Here is an 18245-nt window from a genome sequence, read left to right as displayed (position 1 = left end):
TCAGCGGCGGAACACGGGCGGGAAGACGCGCGGCGCCTTCTTCTTGCGCACGCAGCGGATGTCCGCGTCCATGTAGCAGGCGGAGAAGGCGCGGCGGCGCAGGCCGGGGCGCCCCCGGCCGGAGCGGTGCCACAGGTGGTTGTGGACCAGGATGGCCTCGCCCGCGCGCGCGGGCAGCGGCAGGGCGCGGGCCTCCGCGTCGGCCGCCGCCACCGCGTCCGCCGGAATCACCCCGCCCAGGTCCGTCACCAGCCCGCCGCGGTGGCTGCCGGGGATGACCTCCAGGCAGCCGCCGTCCTCGGGGGCGTCGTCCAGCGCGGTCCACAGTTGCAGCTCCGGCTCGCGGGTGAGGCCCCACAGCCGTCCGCCGTCCTGGTGCCAGGGCAGGTTGCTGCCGCCGGCCTCGCCCTTGTGGAAGAGGATGGCGCGGTAGAGGACGATGTCGCCGGGGATGAGGGCCCGGGCGATGCGCTCGAACAGCGGGTTCTCCAGCCACGCGAGGAAGCGCGGGTCCTTCTCCAGCTTCTCCAGCTTGCGGTAGTCCAGCGACGGCCCCTGCCATCCCAGGCCCAGCGGCGCGTCCTCGTAGCGGCCGGTGGTGGCATCCGGCTGGAAGAACAAGCCCGGGTAGGCGACCCGGCCGAGCATCAGGTCGTCGGCTCGCTCGCGCAGCGACGCCAGGCCCTCGTCGCCGAGCACCCGCCCCAGCCGCGCGTAGCCGTGCTCGGCGTAGTGGGCGAGGGCAGGGCGGATATCGAACCGTTCCACGTCGACGCAGAGCATGACGCCTCCTCATACCCTGGCCCGGGCCCGGCGGGGCAGGTTGATGCTTGCGCGCACGGCGCGTACGCCCCATGGTGGAAGGTGGCATGCCCTACCGACGCACCACGCGCTTCGTCACCGCCCCGGACGGAACCCGGGTCGCCTGGCATACCCACTTCGGCAACCTCCGGGAGGCCACCGCCGACGTGGAGCTGGCCGGCCGCCCCACGGTGCTGCTGACGAATGGGATTGGCTCGTCGGAGAACTTCTGGCGCTACCTGGTGGGCAACCTGGAGCAGGACCACCGGGTGGTGCACTGGAACTACCGGGGGCATGGCAGCAGCGACGTCTCCCAGGGGGAGGGCTACCAGATCCCCGTCCACGTGGGCGACCTGGAGCGCGTCACCGAGGCGGTGATGGCCCGGGGGGACGGACGGCCTCCGCACCACGTGGCCTACTCCATGGGGGTGCGTGTCCTGCTGGACCTCTACCGGCGGCGGCCGGACCTGGTGCCGTCGATGACGCTCATCGCCGGGGCGCCGGGGGCGTTCGGCTCGGGCTCGGATACCCGCGCCGCGCGCGCCTTCCTGTCCGCCACCCGGGGCATGCTCAAGCTGGCCACGCCCACGCTGCCGCTGGCCGCGCCCGTGGCCCACGCGGTGATGGCCAGCCGCTTCGCCTACCCCCTGGGTCGCGTGGTGGGGGCGCTCCGGGCCCGGGCTCCGAGGGCGGACATCGACGAGTTCATGCGCGCCCTGCGGCGGATGAGCCCCCAGGCATACTGGTACACCCTGCGAGGGATGGTGGAAGGCCACGCGTGGGATGTGGCCAGGGCGGTGCAGGTGCCCACGCTCATCGTCGCCGCAAGCAACGATTTGCTGGTGCCGCTCCGTGAAATGGAACGAATGCGTGACTTGATGCCGCACGCCCACTGGATGCGCGTGGACGACGCGGGGCACGCGGGGTTGCTGGAGGCGGGCGCGGAGATTGCCGAAGCCGTGCGGTTCTTCCTCGTGGACCACGGGCTGGAGGCTCCGCCGCCTCCGACGCAGGGCGCCTGATCCAGAGGAGCGCAGCCCGGGCAGGGGTCCAGTGAAATCGGAATCTGCCGCCCGGATTGCGTTGGTGGCGACAGTTATGGGATGCAGGGGGTTCTTCAAGCTTCAACGGAGACTCCTGACTCATGCCCTGGTCCTTCCGGCAGTTGCTGGCGCCGCTGTCCGCACTGCTTCTCTTCATGTCCGCTTGTGGCGATGACCCCGATGAGAACCGGCCCGTCTGTGGCAACGGCATCATCGAAGCCGGCGAGACGTGCGACGACGGCAACCGAAACAATGGCGATGGCTGCGAGAACACCTGCCGCCCCACGCCTGACGCCGGTACTGGCGAGGACGATGCTGGCACCGAGGAGGATGCTGGCACGGAGGAGGATGCTGGCACCGAGGAAGACGCCGGCACCGAGGAAGATGCTGGCACCGAGGAAGATGCTGGCACGGGTGAAGAGGACGGCGGCGTCATCGAGGACGATGCCGGCACGCCCGATGACGCGGGCACCGGTGAGGAGGACGGAGGCTCCGGTGAGCCCGACTCCGGCACGGCGGAGGATGGCGGCTCGGGTGAGCCGGACTCCGGCACCGGCGAGCCCGACTCCGGCACGGCGGAGGACGGTGGCTCGGGTGAGCCCGACTCCGGCACGGACGCCGGTACGGTCCAGGTCTCGCTCGACAGCTTTGGTCCGACGGGCACCTTCGCGCGCTCTGGCAGCACGGGGGCGACGTTCCCCGAGGCGCTGACGGTGAGCCTGCGTGAGGACGCTCCGGCGGAGGTCTGGGTCGAGGTCGCTTCGTCCAGCCCCGTGGTCAGCGTGCAGGGCGGTCTGGTGCGCATCGCCCCGGGCGAGCGCTCCGCCACGGTGCAGGTGACGGCGGATCTGGACGCGGATCCGGAGACGGACAAGGCGACGCTGACGGCGACGCTGGGCAACGAGACGCGCCAGGCCACGGTCCGGGTGCTGGCTCAGAACCAGGTGGCCGAGCTGTCCACGCTGTCGCCCGAGGTGGTCTCGGTGAGCGCTGGCGAGAGCCGCGGCTTCACGGTGGAGCTGGACGTGCCTCCCGCGCAGGACACGGTGATCCAGCTCGCGCTGGAGCCCACCTCGCTGGGCACGGTGCCGGCAACGGTGACGGTGCCGGCCAACAGCCTGTCCGCGAAGTTCGACTTCACGGCGGGCAGCACGGGCGGTGAGGGACAGCTCGTCGCGTCGCTCGACGGCGCGTCCATCGCGGCGGCGGTCCAGGTGAGCGCGGTCAGCACCAACCACGTCGTCATCAGCGAGTTCGCGGCCGCGGGCCCGGGCGGCGCCGGCGACGAGTTCGTCGAGCTCTACAACCCGACGTCGAGCCCGGTGGACGTGAGCGGCTGGAAGATCCAGTACAAGTCCGCCACGGGCACCTCCGGCTACAACGCTTCCTTCACGCTGCCCGCGAACTCCATCATCGCGCCGCGTGGCTACTTCCTGGCGGTGTCGGGCGGGTACGCGAGCTCGTCTGGCAACACCGTGGCGGGTGACGCGAGCTGGGGTGGGACGCTCAATTTCAGCGGTACCTCGGGCCACGTGCGCATCGGCTACCCGGAGATGGCGCTGAACGACCCGATCACCTCGCCGCTGGTGGTGGACACGGTAGGCTACGGTAACACCGCCAACCAGCCGGAAGGCACCCGCATCGGAAACGTGCCGCCCACGGCGGGCAGCTACGAGCGCAAGGCCTCGGCCGCGTCGACCGTCGACACGATGGTCGTCGGCGGCTCGGACGAGCTGCGTGGCAACGCCTACGACTCGAACGACAACTCGGCGGACTTCATCCTCCGCCCGACGCGTCAGCCGCAGAACGCCGCGAGCCCCGCGGAGCCGTAGTCGACTGTGTCCCAACCCCTACCGCCCGTGTGAGCGGTAGGGGCTGGTAATGCCGCACGGGGCGGGCCATAAGCCTTCCCCGTGCGAGTCGTTTCATGGAACGTGAACGGACTGCGCTCGGTGCACCGCAAGGGCTTCCTGCCCTGGCTGGCGGGGTGCCGGGCGCAAGTCGTGGCCCTGCAGGAAGTCCGCGCGCGCGCCGACCAGATCCCCGACGAGGTGCGCTCACCGCCCCGGTGGAAGACGCACTTCGTGGCGGCGGAGCGGCCGGGCTATAGCGGCGTCGGGCTGTACAGCCGCCTGGAGCCCGACGAAGTGGTGACGGTGCTCGGCGTGAGTGAGCTGGACGTCGAGGGGCGGCTGCAGATTGCCCGCTTTGGCAAGCTCACGGTGGTGAACGGGTACTTCCCCAATGGGAACGGGAAGGACCGGGACCTCAGCCGCATCCCCTACAAGCTGAACTTCTACCGGCGCCTCTTCGAGCGGCTCGAGAAGCCCCTGCGCGACGGCGGGCGGGTGCTGGTGGTGGGGGACTTCAACACGGCGCATCAAGAAATCGATCTGGCGCGGCCCCGGGAGAACCGGGAGAACAGCGGGTTCCGGCCCGAGGAGCGCGAGGAGTTCGACCGGTGGATTCGCGCCGGATGGGTGGATACCTTCCGCCACTTCAATAAAGGTGCGGGCCACTACACGTGGTGGAGCAGTCGGGCCGGTGTGCGGGAGAAGAACATCGGCTGGAGGATCGACTATGTCCTGGCCTCGCCAGCGGCCATGGCCTACGTGCGCAAGGCTGGCATCCACCCGGACGTGCTCGGCTCGGACCACTGTCCGGTGAGCGTGGATCTGGACCCCGCGGTTCGCTGACGCTTGCTCGAGGCTCTCATGAACGCACTGCTCTCCATCTGGACGTGGATCGAGATTGGCCTGGTGGCGCTGGTTGGCTTCTTCGTGCAGCTGGTGCTTGCCATCGTCACGTGGCCCTTCGACCGCAAGCGCTACGTCACGGGGCGGTGCTTCCGGCTCATCGGCGTCACCGCGGCGAAGCTGACGCCTTACTGGCGCTTCGGCGTGCACGGCGCGGTGCCGGACGTGGTGGGGCCGAACACGGTGGTGGTGAGCAACCATGAGTCCAACGCGGACCCGTTCCTCATCTCGCACCTGCCGTGGGAGATGAAGTGGCTGGGCAAGGCCAGCCTCTTCAAGATTCCCGTGGTGGGCTGGAGCATGTGGCTGGCCGGGGACATCCCCGTGCACCGCGGCGACCGGGACTCGGCGACGGGCGCCATGGCGAGGTGCCGCCAGTGGCTGGCCAAGGGCATGCCGGTGATGATCTTCCCGGAGGGCACGCGCTCGAAGACGGACGAGCTGTTGCCCTTCAAGGACGGCGCGTTCCGGCTGGCCATCGAGGCGCAGGCGGACGTGCTGCCCCTGGCGGTGAGCGGGACGCGGCGGGCGCTGCCGAAGCACTCGTGGCGCTTCGCCACCTCGCGCGGGCTGGTGACGGTGGGCACGCCCATCTCCACCAAGGGCATGACGCTGGCGGATGTGGAGCGGCTGAAGGAGCTGGCGCGCGAGCAGATCCTCGCGCTGCGCGCCTCGCTGATGCCCTTGACGCGCTCCGGGCCCGAGGAGGCGGCCGTGCCTCCGGGGCCCGCCAGCGCGGTGTGATTCAGACGTCCTTGTCGTTCTCGTCGACGATGTGGCAGCCCGTCTCCTCGGCGAGCACGTCCTCGATGAAGCCGCGCACGAGGTCGCGGCCGCCAATCTCGAAGGACAGGCTGACCTTGTCGCCCTTGACGGCGTCGTCCTGATCCACCTTCAGCCGGCCGCCGAGGACCACGGCGTCGCCTTCGACGCGGGCACCCTTGTGGACGCGGACCTCGCCCCCCAGGGACACGACGCTGCCGGTGACCTTGGCGCCCGCCTCGACGATGACGCGGCCCTGGATGGCGACGGCGTCCTCCACCTCCGCGCCCTTGCGGATGATGACGTTGCCTTCCACCGCGACGCCGTCCTTCACCTTCTCCCCGGCCTCGATGATCAGGTCCGTGCCCTGGACGGCGCGGCTGCCGTCCTTCGACTGGGTGGCGCACACCACCTTGAAATTGCTGCGTGGCTTCGCGTCATCCTCCGCGAGGGCGGGGCTGGAGAGGGCGAGGCCGAGGGCCAGTGCTGCAATGGGGGACGAGCGCATGGGAGGCTCCTGTGACTGCCGGGATGCCCTTCGTACGCGCCGCCCGGAGGGTGATTGCACCGCGCCGCTCCATGGCACCGGCGTGCTGTTTGCAGTGCCCAATGACAGACCCCCATCCGGGAAGACGCCCTGGCCTCCACACCCCTCCGAGACGATGACAGCCGCGACCTGAGCATCTGGCTGTACGCCCTGGGCTACTTCGCGGCCTATGCCCCCTACAGCGCGCTCACGAAGGCGCTGTCCGACGGCGCCCTGCCTGGAATGCGGGAGGGCATCTCCGGCTTCACGCTGCTGCCGGTGAGCACGTCGGCGTCCCTGGTGGGGATGTTCGTCTTCCTCTCGCTGATGCGCTGGTGGCGGCATGCGGGGCACCGCGAGGTGCTGGGTTTCCGGGTGCCCGTGCCGGGGCGCTGGACGCTGCTGTCGGGGCTCTGCTCGGCGGCCATCATCGGCACCACGACGCTGGCGTACACGCTGCCGGGGGCGTCCATCGTCTTCATGATGTTGCTGATGCGCGGTGGGGTGCTCGTGCTGGCGCCCGTGGTGGACGTCATCAGTGGACGGCGGGTGCGGTGGCCCTCGTGGGTGGCGCTGGGCTTGAGCTTCGGGGCGGTGGCGGTGGCCGCGGGCTCGTCGGTGAGCCCCACGCTGACGCTCCTGGCCGCTGCGGACGTGGGCGTGTACCTGGCGGCGTACTTCTTCCGACTGCGCGCGATGAGCCACCTGGCCAAGTCCGGCGAGCGCGAGGTGTCCATCCGCTACTTCGTGGAGGAGCAGATGGTGGCCACGCCCGTGCTCGTGGGGACGCTGGCGGTGCTGGCCCTCCTCGGCGGCGAGGGCATGTGCGGTGAGCTCCGAGCGGGCTTCACCGAGGCCCTGTCGCGGGGCCACCTGTTCACCGAGGTGTCGGTGGGGCTTTTGTCCCAGGGCACGGGCATCTTCGGCGCCCTCATCCTCCTGGACGGGCGGGAGAATGCCTTCTGCGTGCCGGTGAATCGCGCCTCCAGCGTCCTGGCGGGCGTGCTGGCCACCGGCCTGCTCTCCGTCACCCTGGGGCAGCCCGGCGCCGGGGCACTGGAGCTGGTGGGCGCGGCGCTCGTCGTCGCCGCCATGGCGGTGCTCGCCGTGCCCAGCGTCATGGCCGCGCGGCGGAGGGCCGCGGCGCCCCCGGTGGCGCCCATCGCCCGGCCGTGAGGCTTCCGCGAGGGCAGGTTGATTCTGATTGGAGACGCCATGGCACCCCGGTGGCGCCTTCACCGGCCCATGCCGCTCCCCGCAAGCAAGCGGCTACGCCTGCTGGGGGCGGGCGCGGCGCCCACCGCCCGGCCCTGACGGTCCGCGCGAGCGGCTACTTCTGCTCGGACAGATGGAGGGTGAGCACCGGACAGGAGGCGCGGGCGACGACCTTCTGCGCCACGCTCCCCAGCAACAGCCGGGGCAGGCCGCGGCGGCCGTGGGTGCCCATGACGATGAGGTCGCACTTGTCCTGCTCGGCGAGGTCCAGGATGGTGGACGCCGCCTCACCCACGACGATCTTCTGGCTCACCGGGACGCCGGGCGGCTCGCCCTGGTTGACCTGCGCCGTCAGCTCCTTCGTCGCCGTCTCCACCGCGACGTGCTCCAGGGACTGGGAGTTCCACCCCGGCGCGGCCACCAGCAGGTCGGGCGCCACGTACTGCGGCGGCTCCCATGCGTGGACCACCTCGACGGACGCGTTGAAGGGTCGCGCGATCTTCACCGCGTAGTCGATGACCTCCCGGGAGCCGTCCGACAGGTCCACGGGAACGAGGATTCGGGAAACGGTCGCCATGTCTTTTTTACTGGGCATGGCCCGCTCCAGATGGAAGTGCCGTGCCAGGGGCCTGACAGGCCGCCAGGGGCCCGGGCGTGCAAACCCTGCGGGGCAGGCGGCGCACCGCGCAAGACGTGCGCACGATGGGCACCTCAACCACGCGAGGATTCCGTCATGCGTCCTCTCCCCATCGACCATGGAACCGTTCTCATCATCGGCGCGGCCAAGGGCATTGGCCGGGAGCTTGCCCGGCTGCTCGCGCGGCGGGTCCGCACCCTGGTGCTGGTGGACCGTCAGGCCCAGGCGCTGGAGCCCCTGCGCGAGGAGCTGTTGCTGAGCTACCCGACGCTGGGGGTCATCCTGGAGTCCTGCGACGTGTGCGACCCCCAGCAGGTGGACGCGCTGCTCGCCTCGCTGGAGGAGCATTTCGTCCGCGTGGACGTGCTGGTGAACAACGCCGCGGAGGGGGACCAGGCCCTGTATGCCCAGGAGGACTGGGGGCGCGTGGAGGCGATGCTGCGCGCCAACGTCTGGGTGCCGGCGCTGCTGACGCACCGGCTGCTCAAGCCCATGCTGGAGCGGGGGCGCGGAGGCATCCTCAACATCGGCTCCGGTGCGGCGCAGCTCATCCTGCCGGGCTCGGCGACCTTCTCGGCCACGCAGCGCTTCCTCGACGGCTTCACGGAGGCGCTGCGGCTGGAGGTGGAGGGGCGGGGCGTGACGGTGACGCGCGTGGCGCCCGGGCCGCTGTGGGAGGCGGGGGCGGAGGTGGCGGATGGCGTGGAGCCCTTCTTCCACCTGTCCCTGGAGCGCTGTGCCCGCGAGGCCCTGGCGGGCTTCGAGCGGGGCGAGGCCCAGGTGTACCCGGGCCTGGGCCACCGCTGGGTGATGCGGCTGCTGCCGATGTTGCCCCGCGGGCTCAAGCGCACCCTGGGCCGCATGGCGCTGCGAGGCCTGACGCGGGAGACGTTGCGCCTCCCACAGCAGGCCCCGCAGGTCCTGCCCGCGTCCAGCGAGCCCTCACCGGCGTGAGGCGAGGGGCGCTGGCGTCAGAGGCCAATCTCCGCCAGGCGCGCCCTCACGCGGGTGGCCTTCACGCCGGTGTTGGCCGTGCCGCGGCCCTGCGAGTTGCCGCCCAGGCCGATGTGATGCAGGCCCACCACCTGGTGCGAGGACGCGGACAGCACGGGCGAGCCCGACGAGCCGCCCAGCGTGTCCGCGTCGTAGGACAGGTCGGTGCTGCTGTAGTTGGCGTTGAGCACCCGGCCCGGCGAGGACTTCTTCGTCGGCGTGCAGCCGCTGGACGTGTAGTAGTCGCAGTTCTGGTGGACCACGTAGACGCTCGTGTTGCTGGCGGCGTTGGTGCTGGCGACCGTGAGGGGCTCGTACACGTCACCCGGGAGCTGTCCGTTGGTGGCGGTGCACCGCAGCGCCGTCATGTCGTCGCTGGCCCAGGTGCGGATGAGGGTGCCGCAGTTGTACCAGACGCGGGCGGAGGCGCTGACGCCGTCCTCGTAGTTGAAGGACACGCGCGCGCCGGAGGCCTGCGAGCTGCTTCCAATGCAGTGGTTGTTGGTGATGACCACGTCGCGTGACACCAGCCACGCGGTGCAGCGCGAGCCCACCGCGGGGATGGAGAGGTAGCCCACCGCGCGCGAGCGCGTGCGCTGCGTGCCGGACAGCGTCGTGGCGCTCACCCAGTTCACCGAGCCCACGATGACGTTGGACTCCTGGGACTGGAGCGGCTCGACGCCGTCCGCATCGGGGACGTCGGGCGGCGCTTCGGTACCACAGGCAGACAGGGCTCCCATCAGGAACAGCGCACGAACGCTCTTCGCGACCATCGGAACACCTCCACGCGCGGGATTGCGCGGCCGGGGGCCGAGGCACGCGCCGTGCCATGTCCGCCGGGGAGGGCGCGTCCCTCGGCGCCAGCACCCGAGGTGGCGCCGGAAATGGTGTGTCCCTGTCCTGACGACTCAGTTGCTGATGTAAAGGCGCTTCACGCTGCCGGCCGATACGTCAACGCTGGCCGTGAGTTGCGCGAACGGCTGGAAGTGGCGCGGCCCGAGTCAAATCGCGCCCCGGGCGTTGTCGCGTGCCAGGACAGCCGCCGGAAAAATACAGAGGCCGCGTCCGGACCCGGTGCCAGGGTCCAGGCGCGGCCCGGAGCTTCCGCGCTGCGTCAGCGCCTCAGCCGATGACCATGTCCTCGCGCTCCAGCGTGCCAGAGCCGAACTCGCGGGAGTGGCCGGCGGCGTCGGTATAGCGGCGGAGGTTGAAGCGGGTGAAGAGCTCGTCGGACTCGCCGGTGGCCATCCACTTCGCCATCCGCTCGGCGACGGCGGGGGCCATCATGAAGCCATGGCCCACGAAGCCGGACATCTGGAGCAGGTTGTCCAGGCCGGGCGTGCGGCCGAGAATCGGGTTGTTGTCCGGCGTCACGTCGTAGCAGCCGGCCCACTGGCGCAGCACCTTCACGTGGCCCACCTGGGGGAGCTGCTCCATCAGCGCCTGCGCGAAGCGCGACACGAAGCGCAGGGTGCTGCCCATGTTGAGGCCCGCGGGCTCCTTGGCGTCGCCCATGCCGCCCACGATTTCGCCGCGCATGGACTGGCTGAAGTACAGCCCGCTGTCGAGCACGGACACCAGCGGCGTCAGGAAGGGCTTCAGCGGCTCGGTGCTGAGGATTTCATGCCGGTGCGGCTCGTTGGGGAGCTTCACGTCCACGAGCTTCGCGATCTGCGGGCTCCAGGCGCCGGCGGCCAGCACCACGGTGTCGCAGGCGATGTCGCCGCGCGTCGTCTTCACCTTGCGGACCTGGCCGCCGCTGGTCTCGAAGCCGGTGACGTCCGTGTACGTCTCCACGCGGATGCCGCGCTTCTGGCAGCCCTGCGCGTAGCCCCAGAGGAAGGGCCAGGGGAAGATGACGCCGTCCTCCGGATTGTAGGACGCGATGAGGCAGTCCTTCATCGTGAGACCGGGGACGATGCCCCGCGCCTCGTCCGGGGTGATGAGGCGGGTGGGGACGCCGAAGCTGTTGTGCAGCGAGACGTTGCGCTCCAGCCGCTGCGCCACCGGCTTCGTCTTGGCGAGGAAGATGTAGCCGCCCTGGCGCAGCCACACGTTGATGCCCAGCTCGCGGGCGAAGCCCTTCATCAACTCGATGGAGCGCTTGGCCAGCTCCACCAGGGACGGCGTGCCCCACTGCATGCGCACGCCGCCGCCGTTGCGGCCGGACGCGCCCGCGCACAGGTAGCCGCGCTCCAGCACCACCACGTCCGTCTCACCGGCGCGCGCCAGGTTGTACGCCAGCGCCAGGCCCATGATGCCGCCGCCGATGATGACCACCTTCGCCTTCGCGGGCACCGGCCCCTCCGGGCGCAGCGCCGCGGGGAACTGGTCCACCTCCTGGGGCAGCCCGCCCACGGGCGGCTGGGACTCGTCCACGGGGGCGGACGCCATCAGCCGCAGCTCGGTGGGGTAGAGCGGCTGGCGCGGCGTGAAGGGCACCACCGCCGCGGGCTTGAGCGCCTTCTCCTGCTCCAGCAGCGCGGCCACCGCCGCCGTGCAGCTCTTGCCCTGGCAGATGCCGGTGCCGAAGCCGGTGTAGCGCTTCACCGACTCCACGTCGCAGAAGCCCCGGGACACCGCGTGACGGATGTCGTCGACGGTGACGTCCTCACAGGAGCAAACCATCGCCTTGCTCATGACAACCCTCCCACCAGCGCCTCGGCCGCGCGCCGTCCGGCCGCCGCCGCGTCCTTCGCCGTGCCTCCGCCCGTGACGTCTCCCGCGGCGAACACGTCCGCCGCGTGGGTGCGGCCGTCCGCGTCCGCCTCCACGACGAAGAGCCCGCGCTTCTCGTCGAAGGGCACCTTCGCGCCGCCCTGCCGCGCCAGCTCGAAGCTGGGGCTGACGGGGACGGACACCAGCACCGCGTCACACGACACCTTCTCCCGGCCGCCGCCCTCGCGCGTGAAGCTGAAGGCGCTCACGCCGCGCAGGCCATGGGCCTTGGGCTCGCTGCCGCGCACCGCCGTGGCGTGGGCGCCCGCGGGCGGGGCGTCGCGCAGGTCCACCACCGCGACCACCTTCACGCCACGCTCGTGGAGCAGGTTCGCCAGCGCGTGCAGCTCCGCGCCCCAGCCGACCAGGGCCGCGGACTCTGGCGCCACGTCGTAGCGGCGCAGCAGCAGGCTGGCCGCGCGGCCCGCGTAGACGCCGGGCAAGTCGTTGTTCTCGAAGGGCAGCGTGGGCGGGTGGCCGCCGGGCGTGAGCAGGAAGCGCTCCGCGTACACCTTCAGCAGGCGCGGCTGCTCGCCCTCCCAGAGGCCCACCGCGAGGAAGCGTCCGTCCGCGTCGTCGTAGAGGCCCAGCGCCGTGGCCTGGGTCAGCACGCTGCCCCGAGGGAAGCTGCCGGCGTCGGCGATGGCCGGGGCGCCCGCCTCCGGGGCGCCGTGCGCCAGCCGGCCGCCCAGCCAGGCGTCCCGCTCCACCAGGAGGAAGCCCACGCCGCGCTCGGTCAGCACGCGCGCCGCCGCCAGCCCCGCGGCGCCGCCGCCCACCACCACCACGCGGGTGCGCACCGTGCGCGCGGGGGCCACGTCCTCCGCGGCCTCGCGGGGCAGCAGGCCCAGGCCGGCGAGCTGCCGCGCCACCTTGGCCATCACCTGCTCGGCCACCGGCACGCCGGCGAACATCTCGTGGTGGTCCATGCCCTTGGGGAAGAACCAGTCGATGCTCTCGAAGATGTCGACCTTGGCGGAGGGGTAGGCGTTCTGCCGCTCCAGCTTCATGCCGTCGCGCGCGGGTGTGCGGCACGCGTAGACGTTGGGCACGCCGTCCACGCGCATCAGGCAATGCGAGCAGGCGCCAGCGAAGCAGTAGGGGCCTCGCGGCCGGTGGTACTTGATGGAACGGGCCAGCATGGGCTCGCCCGCGGCAACGAGGGAGCACGCCACCGGCTCACCCTCGATGGCGGGGATGCTCTCGCCCTCGAGGTCCACGGTGATGGCCCGGCCGCGCGGCGATACGTCGGGGAGGCGTCGCATAGGGTGTGCGCAAAATGGCGCACGCGGACCGGGTGGTCAAAGGCTCTGAGGGCATGACGCGGCATGCCCAACATGCCTGCCTGACAGGCGGGGTGATGGCGCACGCGAGCTTGTCTAAGGCGCACACGGAAAAACGAGAGGGGACCGTCCCGGGCCATGAAGTGCCCGTGACGATCCCCGGAAAGACTCGCATCGGTTCGTGACGCGCCGGGCAAAGCACCCGGCAATCCCTGTCAGACTGGCTGCTCGCTCGAGGGGATGATGGGCTCGGGCATGCCCTGCGGCCGCTGTCCGAAGCGGGTGCGGATCACCGCGCCCAGCGCCATCAACACGACGAGGATGGTGACCAGGGTGCCCACGATGGGGAGTGCGCCCACCACCATCAGCACCAGCAGCCCCAGGGCCAGCACCACCGCCTGCGTCTTCCGGCCGCGAAGGACGGGCAGCCTCGTGCCCAGCTCGCTCGCCACCGCCGCGTAGCCCAGCGCCGCCGCCACCGGGGCCGCCATCCACAGCACCAGCGCCACGGGGATGCCGATGATGGTGATGCACAGCACCACCGTCAGGGGAATCATCGCCAGCAGCCCCAGGAAGCCGGTGAGCCCGGTCTGCATGGGCTTGCGGCGGACCTCCTCACCCAGCTGCTTCATGCGCGCGGGGAAGAACATCTGTCCCAGGAAGCCGAGCCCGAAGAGCACCGCGAAGGTGAGGATGAAGCCGGCCAGGCCCGCGCCGTCGTCGTCGTGGTCGCGGCGGCGCTCGGACGGGTCCTTGGCCTCCTTCACGCCCTTCTTGATTTCGCTGGCCACCATGCGGCCGATGCCCGCGCCGCCGAAGGACTCGATGCTGCCCTCCACCTGGGCGTCGTCGTCGCGCTCCACGGAGCCGCCGAAGGCGGACACGTCGCCTTCCACCTGCGCGTCCGGTCCGAGGATGACGTTGCCGCCGAAGGCGTGGGCGTCACCGTCCACGCGGCCGTGGACCTCCAGGTTGCCACCGAAGGCGACCGCGTCATCCTTGACGTGGCCGTTCACCACCAGGTTGCCGCCGTACACCACGGCGCTCTCCACCGTCTGGCCTTCCTTCACCTCGAGGTTCTGCCCGCGCGCCACCACGTTGCGGCTGCCGTTGCGCATGTTGCGCCGCATCTCGTCCCGGGCCCGCTTCATCTCCTCCCGGGCCCGCTTCATCTCCGAGCGAACCTCCTCGGAGAAGGCCTCCGGCATGGGAGGCATCGGTGGCATGGGCGGGATGGGCGGCATCACCGCGTTGGCGGCCGGAGACGACGCGGGCTCGGCGTCGGATGCGCCCTCGCTCTCGAGCTCGCCCGAGGCGGCGGCGAGCTTCTCCTTCTCCGTCATGGGGCGCAGCGTGTAGATGGAGCCGTCCTGGTCCAGCCGCAGCGAGTACGCGCGGGCCACGGTGCGCAGCGCCTGGTTCGCGGTGACGCCGCGCAGGTGCACCTCGGCGGGAGAGTCCAGGTCGCCGGTGACGACCAGGTTGAGGCCGCCCTTGTCGGCAATCGTCTTGAGGGCATCGCGCAGGCTGCCGCGGAAGCTGACGTCGATGGTGCCGGCGGTGGCGGGGGCGCTCACGCCGGCCTGGGGCGCAACGTCCTGGGCGAGCGCCACGGGGGCGCCGAGCAGCAGAGCGGGGAAGAGGACTCGAGAGATGATCTTCATGATGCGCTCACGCTCCGGAAGGGGTGGGGCCGCTGCCGACGAGCCGCTTGAGGCCGAACAGGGAGGTCAGGAGGACGAAGGCGAGGGTGCAGGCCACGGCCAGCCCCGCGGTGGACCACAACGCATGGAGGCCGCTGAGCAGGCCCTCGACGAAGGGCCGCCCCTGCACGAGCACGGAGGCCACCCCCGTCCCCAGGCGGCCGAGCGCCTGGTCGCTCATCACCAGGTAGCCCAGGCCGCCCAGCATGGACGTCAGCAGGATGGCCACGCCGGACCAGACCTCGCGGCGGCGCGGAACGGGCTCGGCGGACACGCGCGCCATGACGCTGGCCACCAGGGTGGGCGGGGGCAGGGGGTCCGCCAGCCGGTACAGGTCCTGCTCCATCAGCCGGTGCTCTTCCAGCACCGCGGCGCAGGCCTCGCACTCGGCGGCGTGGTCGAGCGCGGGGCCTTCTCCCGCCTCCAGCTCCGTGAAGAGGACTTCGAGGTCCGGGCACAGGTCGGGATTCATCGCGGAGCCTCCTCGGTGGTCATCTTCTTGCGCAGTTTCTCACGGGCCCGGAACAGGCGGGCCATGATGGTGCCAGGCGCGCAGCCCATGATCTGCGCGATCTCCTTGGTCGTGCGCTTCTGGACGTAATAGAGGGCGAGCACCTCCCGGTCCTCGACGGACAGGGTGGCCATGGCCTCCTCCAGCGATTGCCGCTCCTCGCGCGCGATGGCGCCATCCTCCTGCGAGGCCTCGCCGCTGGGGAGGACCTCCTTCATGGGCTCCAGCTCCTCGGTGCGCACCTTGGTGCGGCGGCGGAGCAGGTCCAGGCAGAGGTTGCGGGTGATGGCGAGCACCCAGAGGTCGAACGGGCGCGCTTCGTCGTACCGGTGCAGGTTCTGGTAGGCGCGGAGCAACGCCTCCTGGGCGACCTCGGCCGCCTCGGCCTCGCTCTGGAGCAGGCGCAGCGCCAAGCCGTAGACGGGGCGCTGCACGCTGCGCACCAGCGACTCGAAGGCGGACGGGTCACCACGGCGGGCAGCCAGCACGTCCGCTTTCCAGGGAAGCGGGGGAGCTTCCTCAGCCATCAGCATCCCGATGGCATGGGCGAGCGACCCAGGGGCGTCGTCGAGGGCAAGAGCGTTCACGCCTTGTCCTACGGCGCGCCCGTCCCCTCATTGCATCCCCGGTGCACATCTTTATTTCTTTCGTGATTTCGAGGGCTTGGATTTCTGAGGGCGCCGGGCCTCGGTCTCCGCGCGGGCGGTCTCGCGGGCGACCTTGCGCTGGCGCTGGCGCTCGCGGAAGCCCAGCGGCACGGGGGGCTCGGCGGGCTTGGGGGCGGGGGCCTGGCTGGCGAGCGTCCGGGCCCGGCCGGGCGCGGGCTCGGGCGCCTGCAGCTCCCGGGTGGAGGCGCCCCGGCGGGCCGCTCCCGGGCGGCGGGCCGTGTCCCCGCCCCGGGCGCCAGACGCGCGGCGCGGGGCCCCCTCGTCACGGCGCGGTGGCCCCCGGCGGCTGGAGGGCTCGTGGGCGGCGGCGTCAGCCTCGGCCTGGGCGAGCTTCGGGCGCTGCGAGGCGCGGATGGTCTCCGCGCTGTCCTCGGCGTACTCGAAGTGGAACAGCCGCTTGATGACCAGGGTGGCGTAGGCGCCGGGCGGCAGGGTGAAGGCGACGTTCACCTTGATGGCGCCGCGGTTGACCTCGTCCGCCTGCGTGCGGCCCACGACGAGCTTGTGCGGGAACGACAGCAGGGGCCGCTCCTCGTGCTTGAAGTAGAGCCGGCGCTCGGCGCCGGGGACGCGCAGGTCCTCCAGGCGCAGCTTCTCGCGGCCCAGCACCCAGCGTACGGCCTCCTCGACCTTGGGGTCGCTGAAGGTGGTGTTGGGAGCGAGCAGCGGGAAGGTCGCGTCGCGCAGGGTGCGCAGCACCTCCGGGCTGGCGTCGCGGTGGAACAGCAGCGTGCCGGCCTGGTAGCGCATGGGGAAGAGGTGCTCGCGCGGCAGCATCAGCTGGAGGTAGCGCCGCACGCCCTCGTTCCAGAGGTAGCTCTGGTAGGTGAAGAGCAGCATGGCGCGGTAGTCCGCGTCGATCTGCAGGAAGGCGCGGAGGTAGTCGCCCGGCTGATCGCGCAGGGACTTGAGGACGCGGTGGTACTTGCGCGTGCCCTCGTAGGGGACGCGCGCGTCCCAGCGGCCCCAGTTCTCCTTCCAGAAGGCCTTGATCTTGGCGTCCTCCGTCCGGTCCAGCTCGGACGGCTTGGCCATGTAGTTGTGGAGCGCGGCCTCGAAGTCGCCCCGGATGAGGTCCTTGGCGATGAAGCCCTGGCCGTGCTTCAGCGAGCCGAAGCGCTGGCTGTCGAAGTAGTTGATGACGCCCAGGCGGTTCACTTCCGCGGCGGCCAGGTTGAGGGGCCCCAGCGACTCCGGCGTGAGCGCGCGCACCGTGACGGAGAAGCGGTTGGACGTGATGTTGGCGGCGGACAGCGGCTTGTCCGTGCGCCCCAGGTACTTCAGGCGCAGGTCGGGCTCCTGCATGTCCACGTCGGCGCCGTCCACCGCGATGATCTGCTCGGTGCGGCCCTGCTTGTCCTTGAGTCCGCAGTAGCTGATGGCGCCCGGCTTGAGGCCGAAGGCGTCCCGCAGACGCGTCACCGCGTCGAACGTGGACAGCTTCTGCTTGTCCATCAGGTAGACGCGGTGGCGTCCCGAGTCGACTTCGTCGAAACGGTATGACTCCTTGACGGAGAAGTCCTCGGGCTTCTGTTTGATTCGCACGGCGCCCCCTTACCAGCGCGGCGCCTCGGAATGAAGCATCTGCGCCAGAAAGGGGATAACGTGACTTCTCATGCGATTTCTTCCCTGGCTGTTCCTGGCCCTGCTGCCCGGTTGTGCCTCGACGCTGTCCACGCAGCAGACGGCCCGGACCCTGGCCCCGGGGCAGGTCCAGGTGACGGGCGGTGTGGGAGTCTTCGTCCCGGTGGGGACGCTCATCAAGGTGGTGGACGCGGGCATCGACGAGGGCGAAGCGGCGCGGGACGCCGTGGAGGATGACCGTCCCTACACCTTGAGCGAGGAGGCCCAGCAGCGGCTGCTCACCGCGGGGGTGGCGCTGATGGTGGCGCCGCCGGGTGCGAACCCGGAGCTGATGATCCGGATGGGGGTGGTGGACCGGGTGGACGTGGGGCTGCGCTACAGCGGCATCGCCTTGAGGGGAGACGTCAAGGTCCTGCTCGCCCATGGCGGGGACGACGTGGGCCGCTTCCTGGAGCCGGGGCAGCGCTCGTATGACCTGGCCCTGGGGATTGGGGTGTCCCGGCACTTCTTCAGCAGCCCGGTCCTGGACGTGCTGGAGGTGGTGGAGATGGGCGACTTCAGCCGCTACGACGTCGAGGTGCCCCTGTACCTGAGCGCGGACTGGGGAGACATCTTCAAGCTCTACGCGGCGCCCAAGTACATCTACAGCCGGACCCGGCTGGACGCGCGGCTGGTGGACTACGCCCAGCAGGGGAAGCCGGTGTCGGGCTTTGACGCATCGCTCCCCGCGACGGTGGGCAGCCACTTCTTCGGCTCCACGGTGGGACTCGCGGTGGGGTACCGGTACGTCCACCTCTACGCGGAGCTGACGGCGGGCTACTTCCGGAGCCGGCCCCAGCTCTTCGGGATGGAGCGGGACCTGGGCGGCGTTACCTTGATGCCCTCCGTGGGGCTGGCCATCCGGGCCGGGGGCTCCGACCGGCGGACGGCGGGCGGGCGGCCTTCGCCCGGCCGTTGAGGGGCCATCCGGGCAACCGGATGCTGCTCAGGCGTGCAGTGGCGATTTCCGAGCGTTCCCCGGTGCCGATGGCCTCTGGTAGTGTCC

At 71.0% G+C, this 18245-nt stretch carries 17 protein-coding genes; 7 read left to right on the top strand and 10 right to left on the bottom strand.

The window, feature by feature from the left end:
- Nucleotides 1–783 carry a phytanoyl-CoA dioxygenase family protein gene (locus VZL07_RS35480; protein WP_426752372.1) on the bottom strand — a complete coding sequence of 261 codons (783 nt, stop codon included), beginning with the start codon at nucleotides 781–783 and terminating at the stop codon, nucleotides 1–3.
- Between the two features lie 86 nt (nucleotides 784–869).
- Between VZL07_RS35480 and VZL07_RS35475 the strand changes: the two genes are divergently transcribed.
- The 4 genes from VZL07_RS35475 to VZL07_RS35460 all read left to right on the top strand — a co-directional run bounded on the left by VZL07_RS35475 (nucleotide 870) and on the right by VZL07_RS35460 (nucleotide 5344).
- Entirely contained in the window at nucleotides 870–1823 is a 954-nt protein-coding gene (locus VZL07_RS35475) for an alpha/beta fold hydrolase (RefSeq protein ID WP_426752371.1), read from the top strand.
- A gap of 122 nt (nucleotides 1824–1945) precedes the next feature.
- Nucleotides 1946–3676 (top strand): lamin tail domain-containing protein, encoded by a 1731-nt coding sequence (locus tag VZL07_RS35470; RefSeq protein ID WP_426752370.1) that lies wholly within the window; start codon nucleotides 1946–1948, stop codon nucleotides 3674–3676.
- A gap of 81 nt (nucleotides 3677–3757) precedes the next feature.
- A complete protein-coding gene (locus VZL07_RS35465) occupies nucleotides 3758–4540 on the top strand; it encodes an exodeoxyribonuclease III (RefSeq protein WP_426752369.1) in 783 nt (260 codons plus the stop codon).
- Between the two features lie 18 nt (nucleotides 4541–4558).
- Nucleotides 4559–5344, top strand: a complete 786-nt coding sequence (locus VZL07_RS35460) for a lysophospholipid acyltransferase family protein (RefSeq protein WP_426752368.1) — start codon at nucleotides 4559–4561, stop codon at nucleotides 5342–5344.
- Between the two features lies 1 nt (nucleotide 5345).
- On the opposite strand, the gene VZL07_RS35455 is transcribed toward VZL07_RS35460, so the two are convergent.
- The gene (locus VZL07_RS35455) at nucleotides 5346–5870 is read right to left on the bottom strand and encodes a hypothetical protein (RefSeq protein WP_426752367.1); all 525 of its coding nucleotides are present in this window, start codon (nucleotides 5868–5870) and stop codon (nucleotides 5346–5348) included.
- Between the two features lie 261 nt (nucleotides 5871–6131).
- On the opposite strand from VZL07_RS35455, the gene VZL07_RS35450 reads away from it, so the two are divergent.
- Nucleotides 6132–7064, top strand: coding sequence for a hypothetical protein (locus tag VZL07_RS35450; RefSeq protein ID WP_426752366.1), 933 nt, complete (start codon nucleotides 6132–6134; stop codon nucleotides 7062–7064).
- Between the two features lie 154 nt (nucleotides 7065–7218).
- Here the strand turns inward: VZL07_RS35450 and VZL07_RS35445 are convergent, their stop codons facing one another.
- A complete protein-coding gene (locus tag VZL07_RS35445; RefSeq protein WP_426752365.1) occupies nucleotides 7219–7680 on the bottom strand; it encodes a universal stress protein in 462 nt (153 codons plus the stop codon).
- Nucleotides 7681–7836: 156 nt separating this feature from the next.
- Between VZL07_RS35445 and VZL07_RS35440 the strand changes: the two genes are divergently transcribed.
- On the top strand, nucleotides 7837–8694 hold the full coding sequence (locus VZL07_RS35440; protein ID WP_426752364.1) for an SDR family NAD(P)-dependent oxidoreductase: 858 nt from the start codon (nucleotides 7837–7839) through the stop codon (nucleotides 8692–8694).
- Between the two features lie 17 nt (nucleotides 8695–8711).
- On the opposite strand, the gene VZL07_RS35435 is transcribed toward VZL07_RS35440, so the two are convergent.
- From VZL07_RS35435 to truD, 7 genes are all read right to left on the bottom strand, one after another.
- Nucleotides 8712–9506 (bottom strand): trypsin-like serine peptidase, encoded by a 795-nt coding sequence (locus tag VZL07_RS35435; RefSeq protein ID WP_426752363.1) that lies wholly within the window; start codon nucleotides 9504–9506, stop codon nucleotides 8712–8714.
- A gap of 349 nt (nucleotides 9507–9855) precedes the next feature.
- Nucleotides 9856–11373: an FAD-dependent oxidoreductase gene (locus VZL07_RS35430; RefSeq protein ID WP_426752362.1), complete on the bottom strand. Its 1518-nt coding sequence runs from the start codon at nucleotides 11371–11373 to the stop codon at nucleotides 9856–9858.
- Nucleotides 11370–12716, bottom strand: coding sequence for a 2Fe-2S iron-sulfur cluster-binding protein (locus VZL07_RS35425; protein ID WP_426752361.1), 1347 nt, complete (start codon nucleotides 12714–12716; stop codon nucleotides 11370–11372). Before VZL07_RS35425 ends, VZL07_RS35430 begins: the two co-directional genes overlap by 4 nt.
- 233 nt (nucleotides 12717–12949) lie before the next feature.
- On the bottom strand, nucleotides 12950–14398 hold the full coding sequence (locus tag VZL07_RS35420; RefSeq protein WP_426752360.1) for a hypothetical protein: 1449 nt from the start codon (nucleotides 14396–14398) through the stop codon (nucleotides 12950–12952).
- A 7-nt stretch (nucleotides 14399–14405) separates the two neighbouring features.
- A complete protein-coding gene (locus tag VZL07_RS35415) occupies nucleotides 14406–14909 on the bottom strand; it encodes a hypothetical protein (RefSeq protein WP_426752359.1) in 504 nt (167 codons plus the stop codon).
- Entirely contained in the window at nucleotides 14906–15475 is a 570-nt protein-coding gene (locus VZL07_RS35410; protein ID WP_426757440.1) for an RNA polymerase sigma factor, read from the bottom strand. The genes VZL07_RS35415 and VZL07_RS35410 overlap by 4 nt, the downstream gene beginning before the upstream one ends.
- A gap of 111 nt (nucleotides 15476–15586) precedes the next feature.
- Nucleotides 15587–17161 (bottom strand): tRNA pseudouridine(13) synthase TruD, encoded by a 1575-nt coding sequence (gene truD, locus VZL07_RS35405; protein ID WP_426752358.1) that lies wholly within the window; start codon nucleotides 17159–17161, stop codon nucleotides 15587–15589.
- Nucleotides 17162–17231: 70 nt separating this feature from the next.
- Here truD and VZL07_RS35400 point away from each other — a divergent pair, with 70 nt between their 5' ends.
- Entirely contained in the window at nucleotides 17232–18158 is a 927-nt protein-coding gene (locus VZL07_RS35400; RefSeq protein WP_426752357.1) for a hypothetical protein, read from the top strand.
- Nucleotides 18159–18245: the final 87 nt, after the last annotated feature.

The sequence above is a fragment of the Pseudomyxococcus flavus genome, assembly GCF_050038885.1.
Lineage (GTDB): Bacteria > Myxococcota > Myxococcia > Myxococcales > Myxococcaceae > Myxococcus > Myxococcus flavus.
The sequence above is the reverse complement of the archived record's forward strand: the minus strand, read 5'-3'. Positions and strand labels throughout refer to the sequence as shown.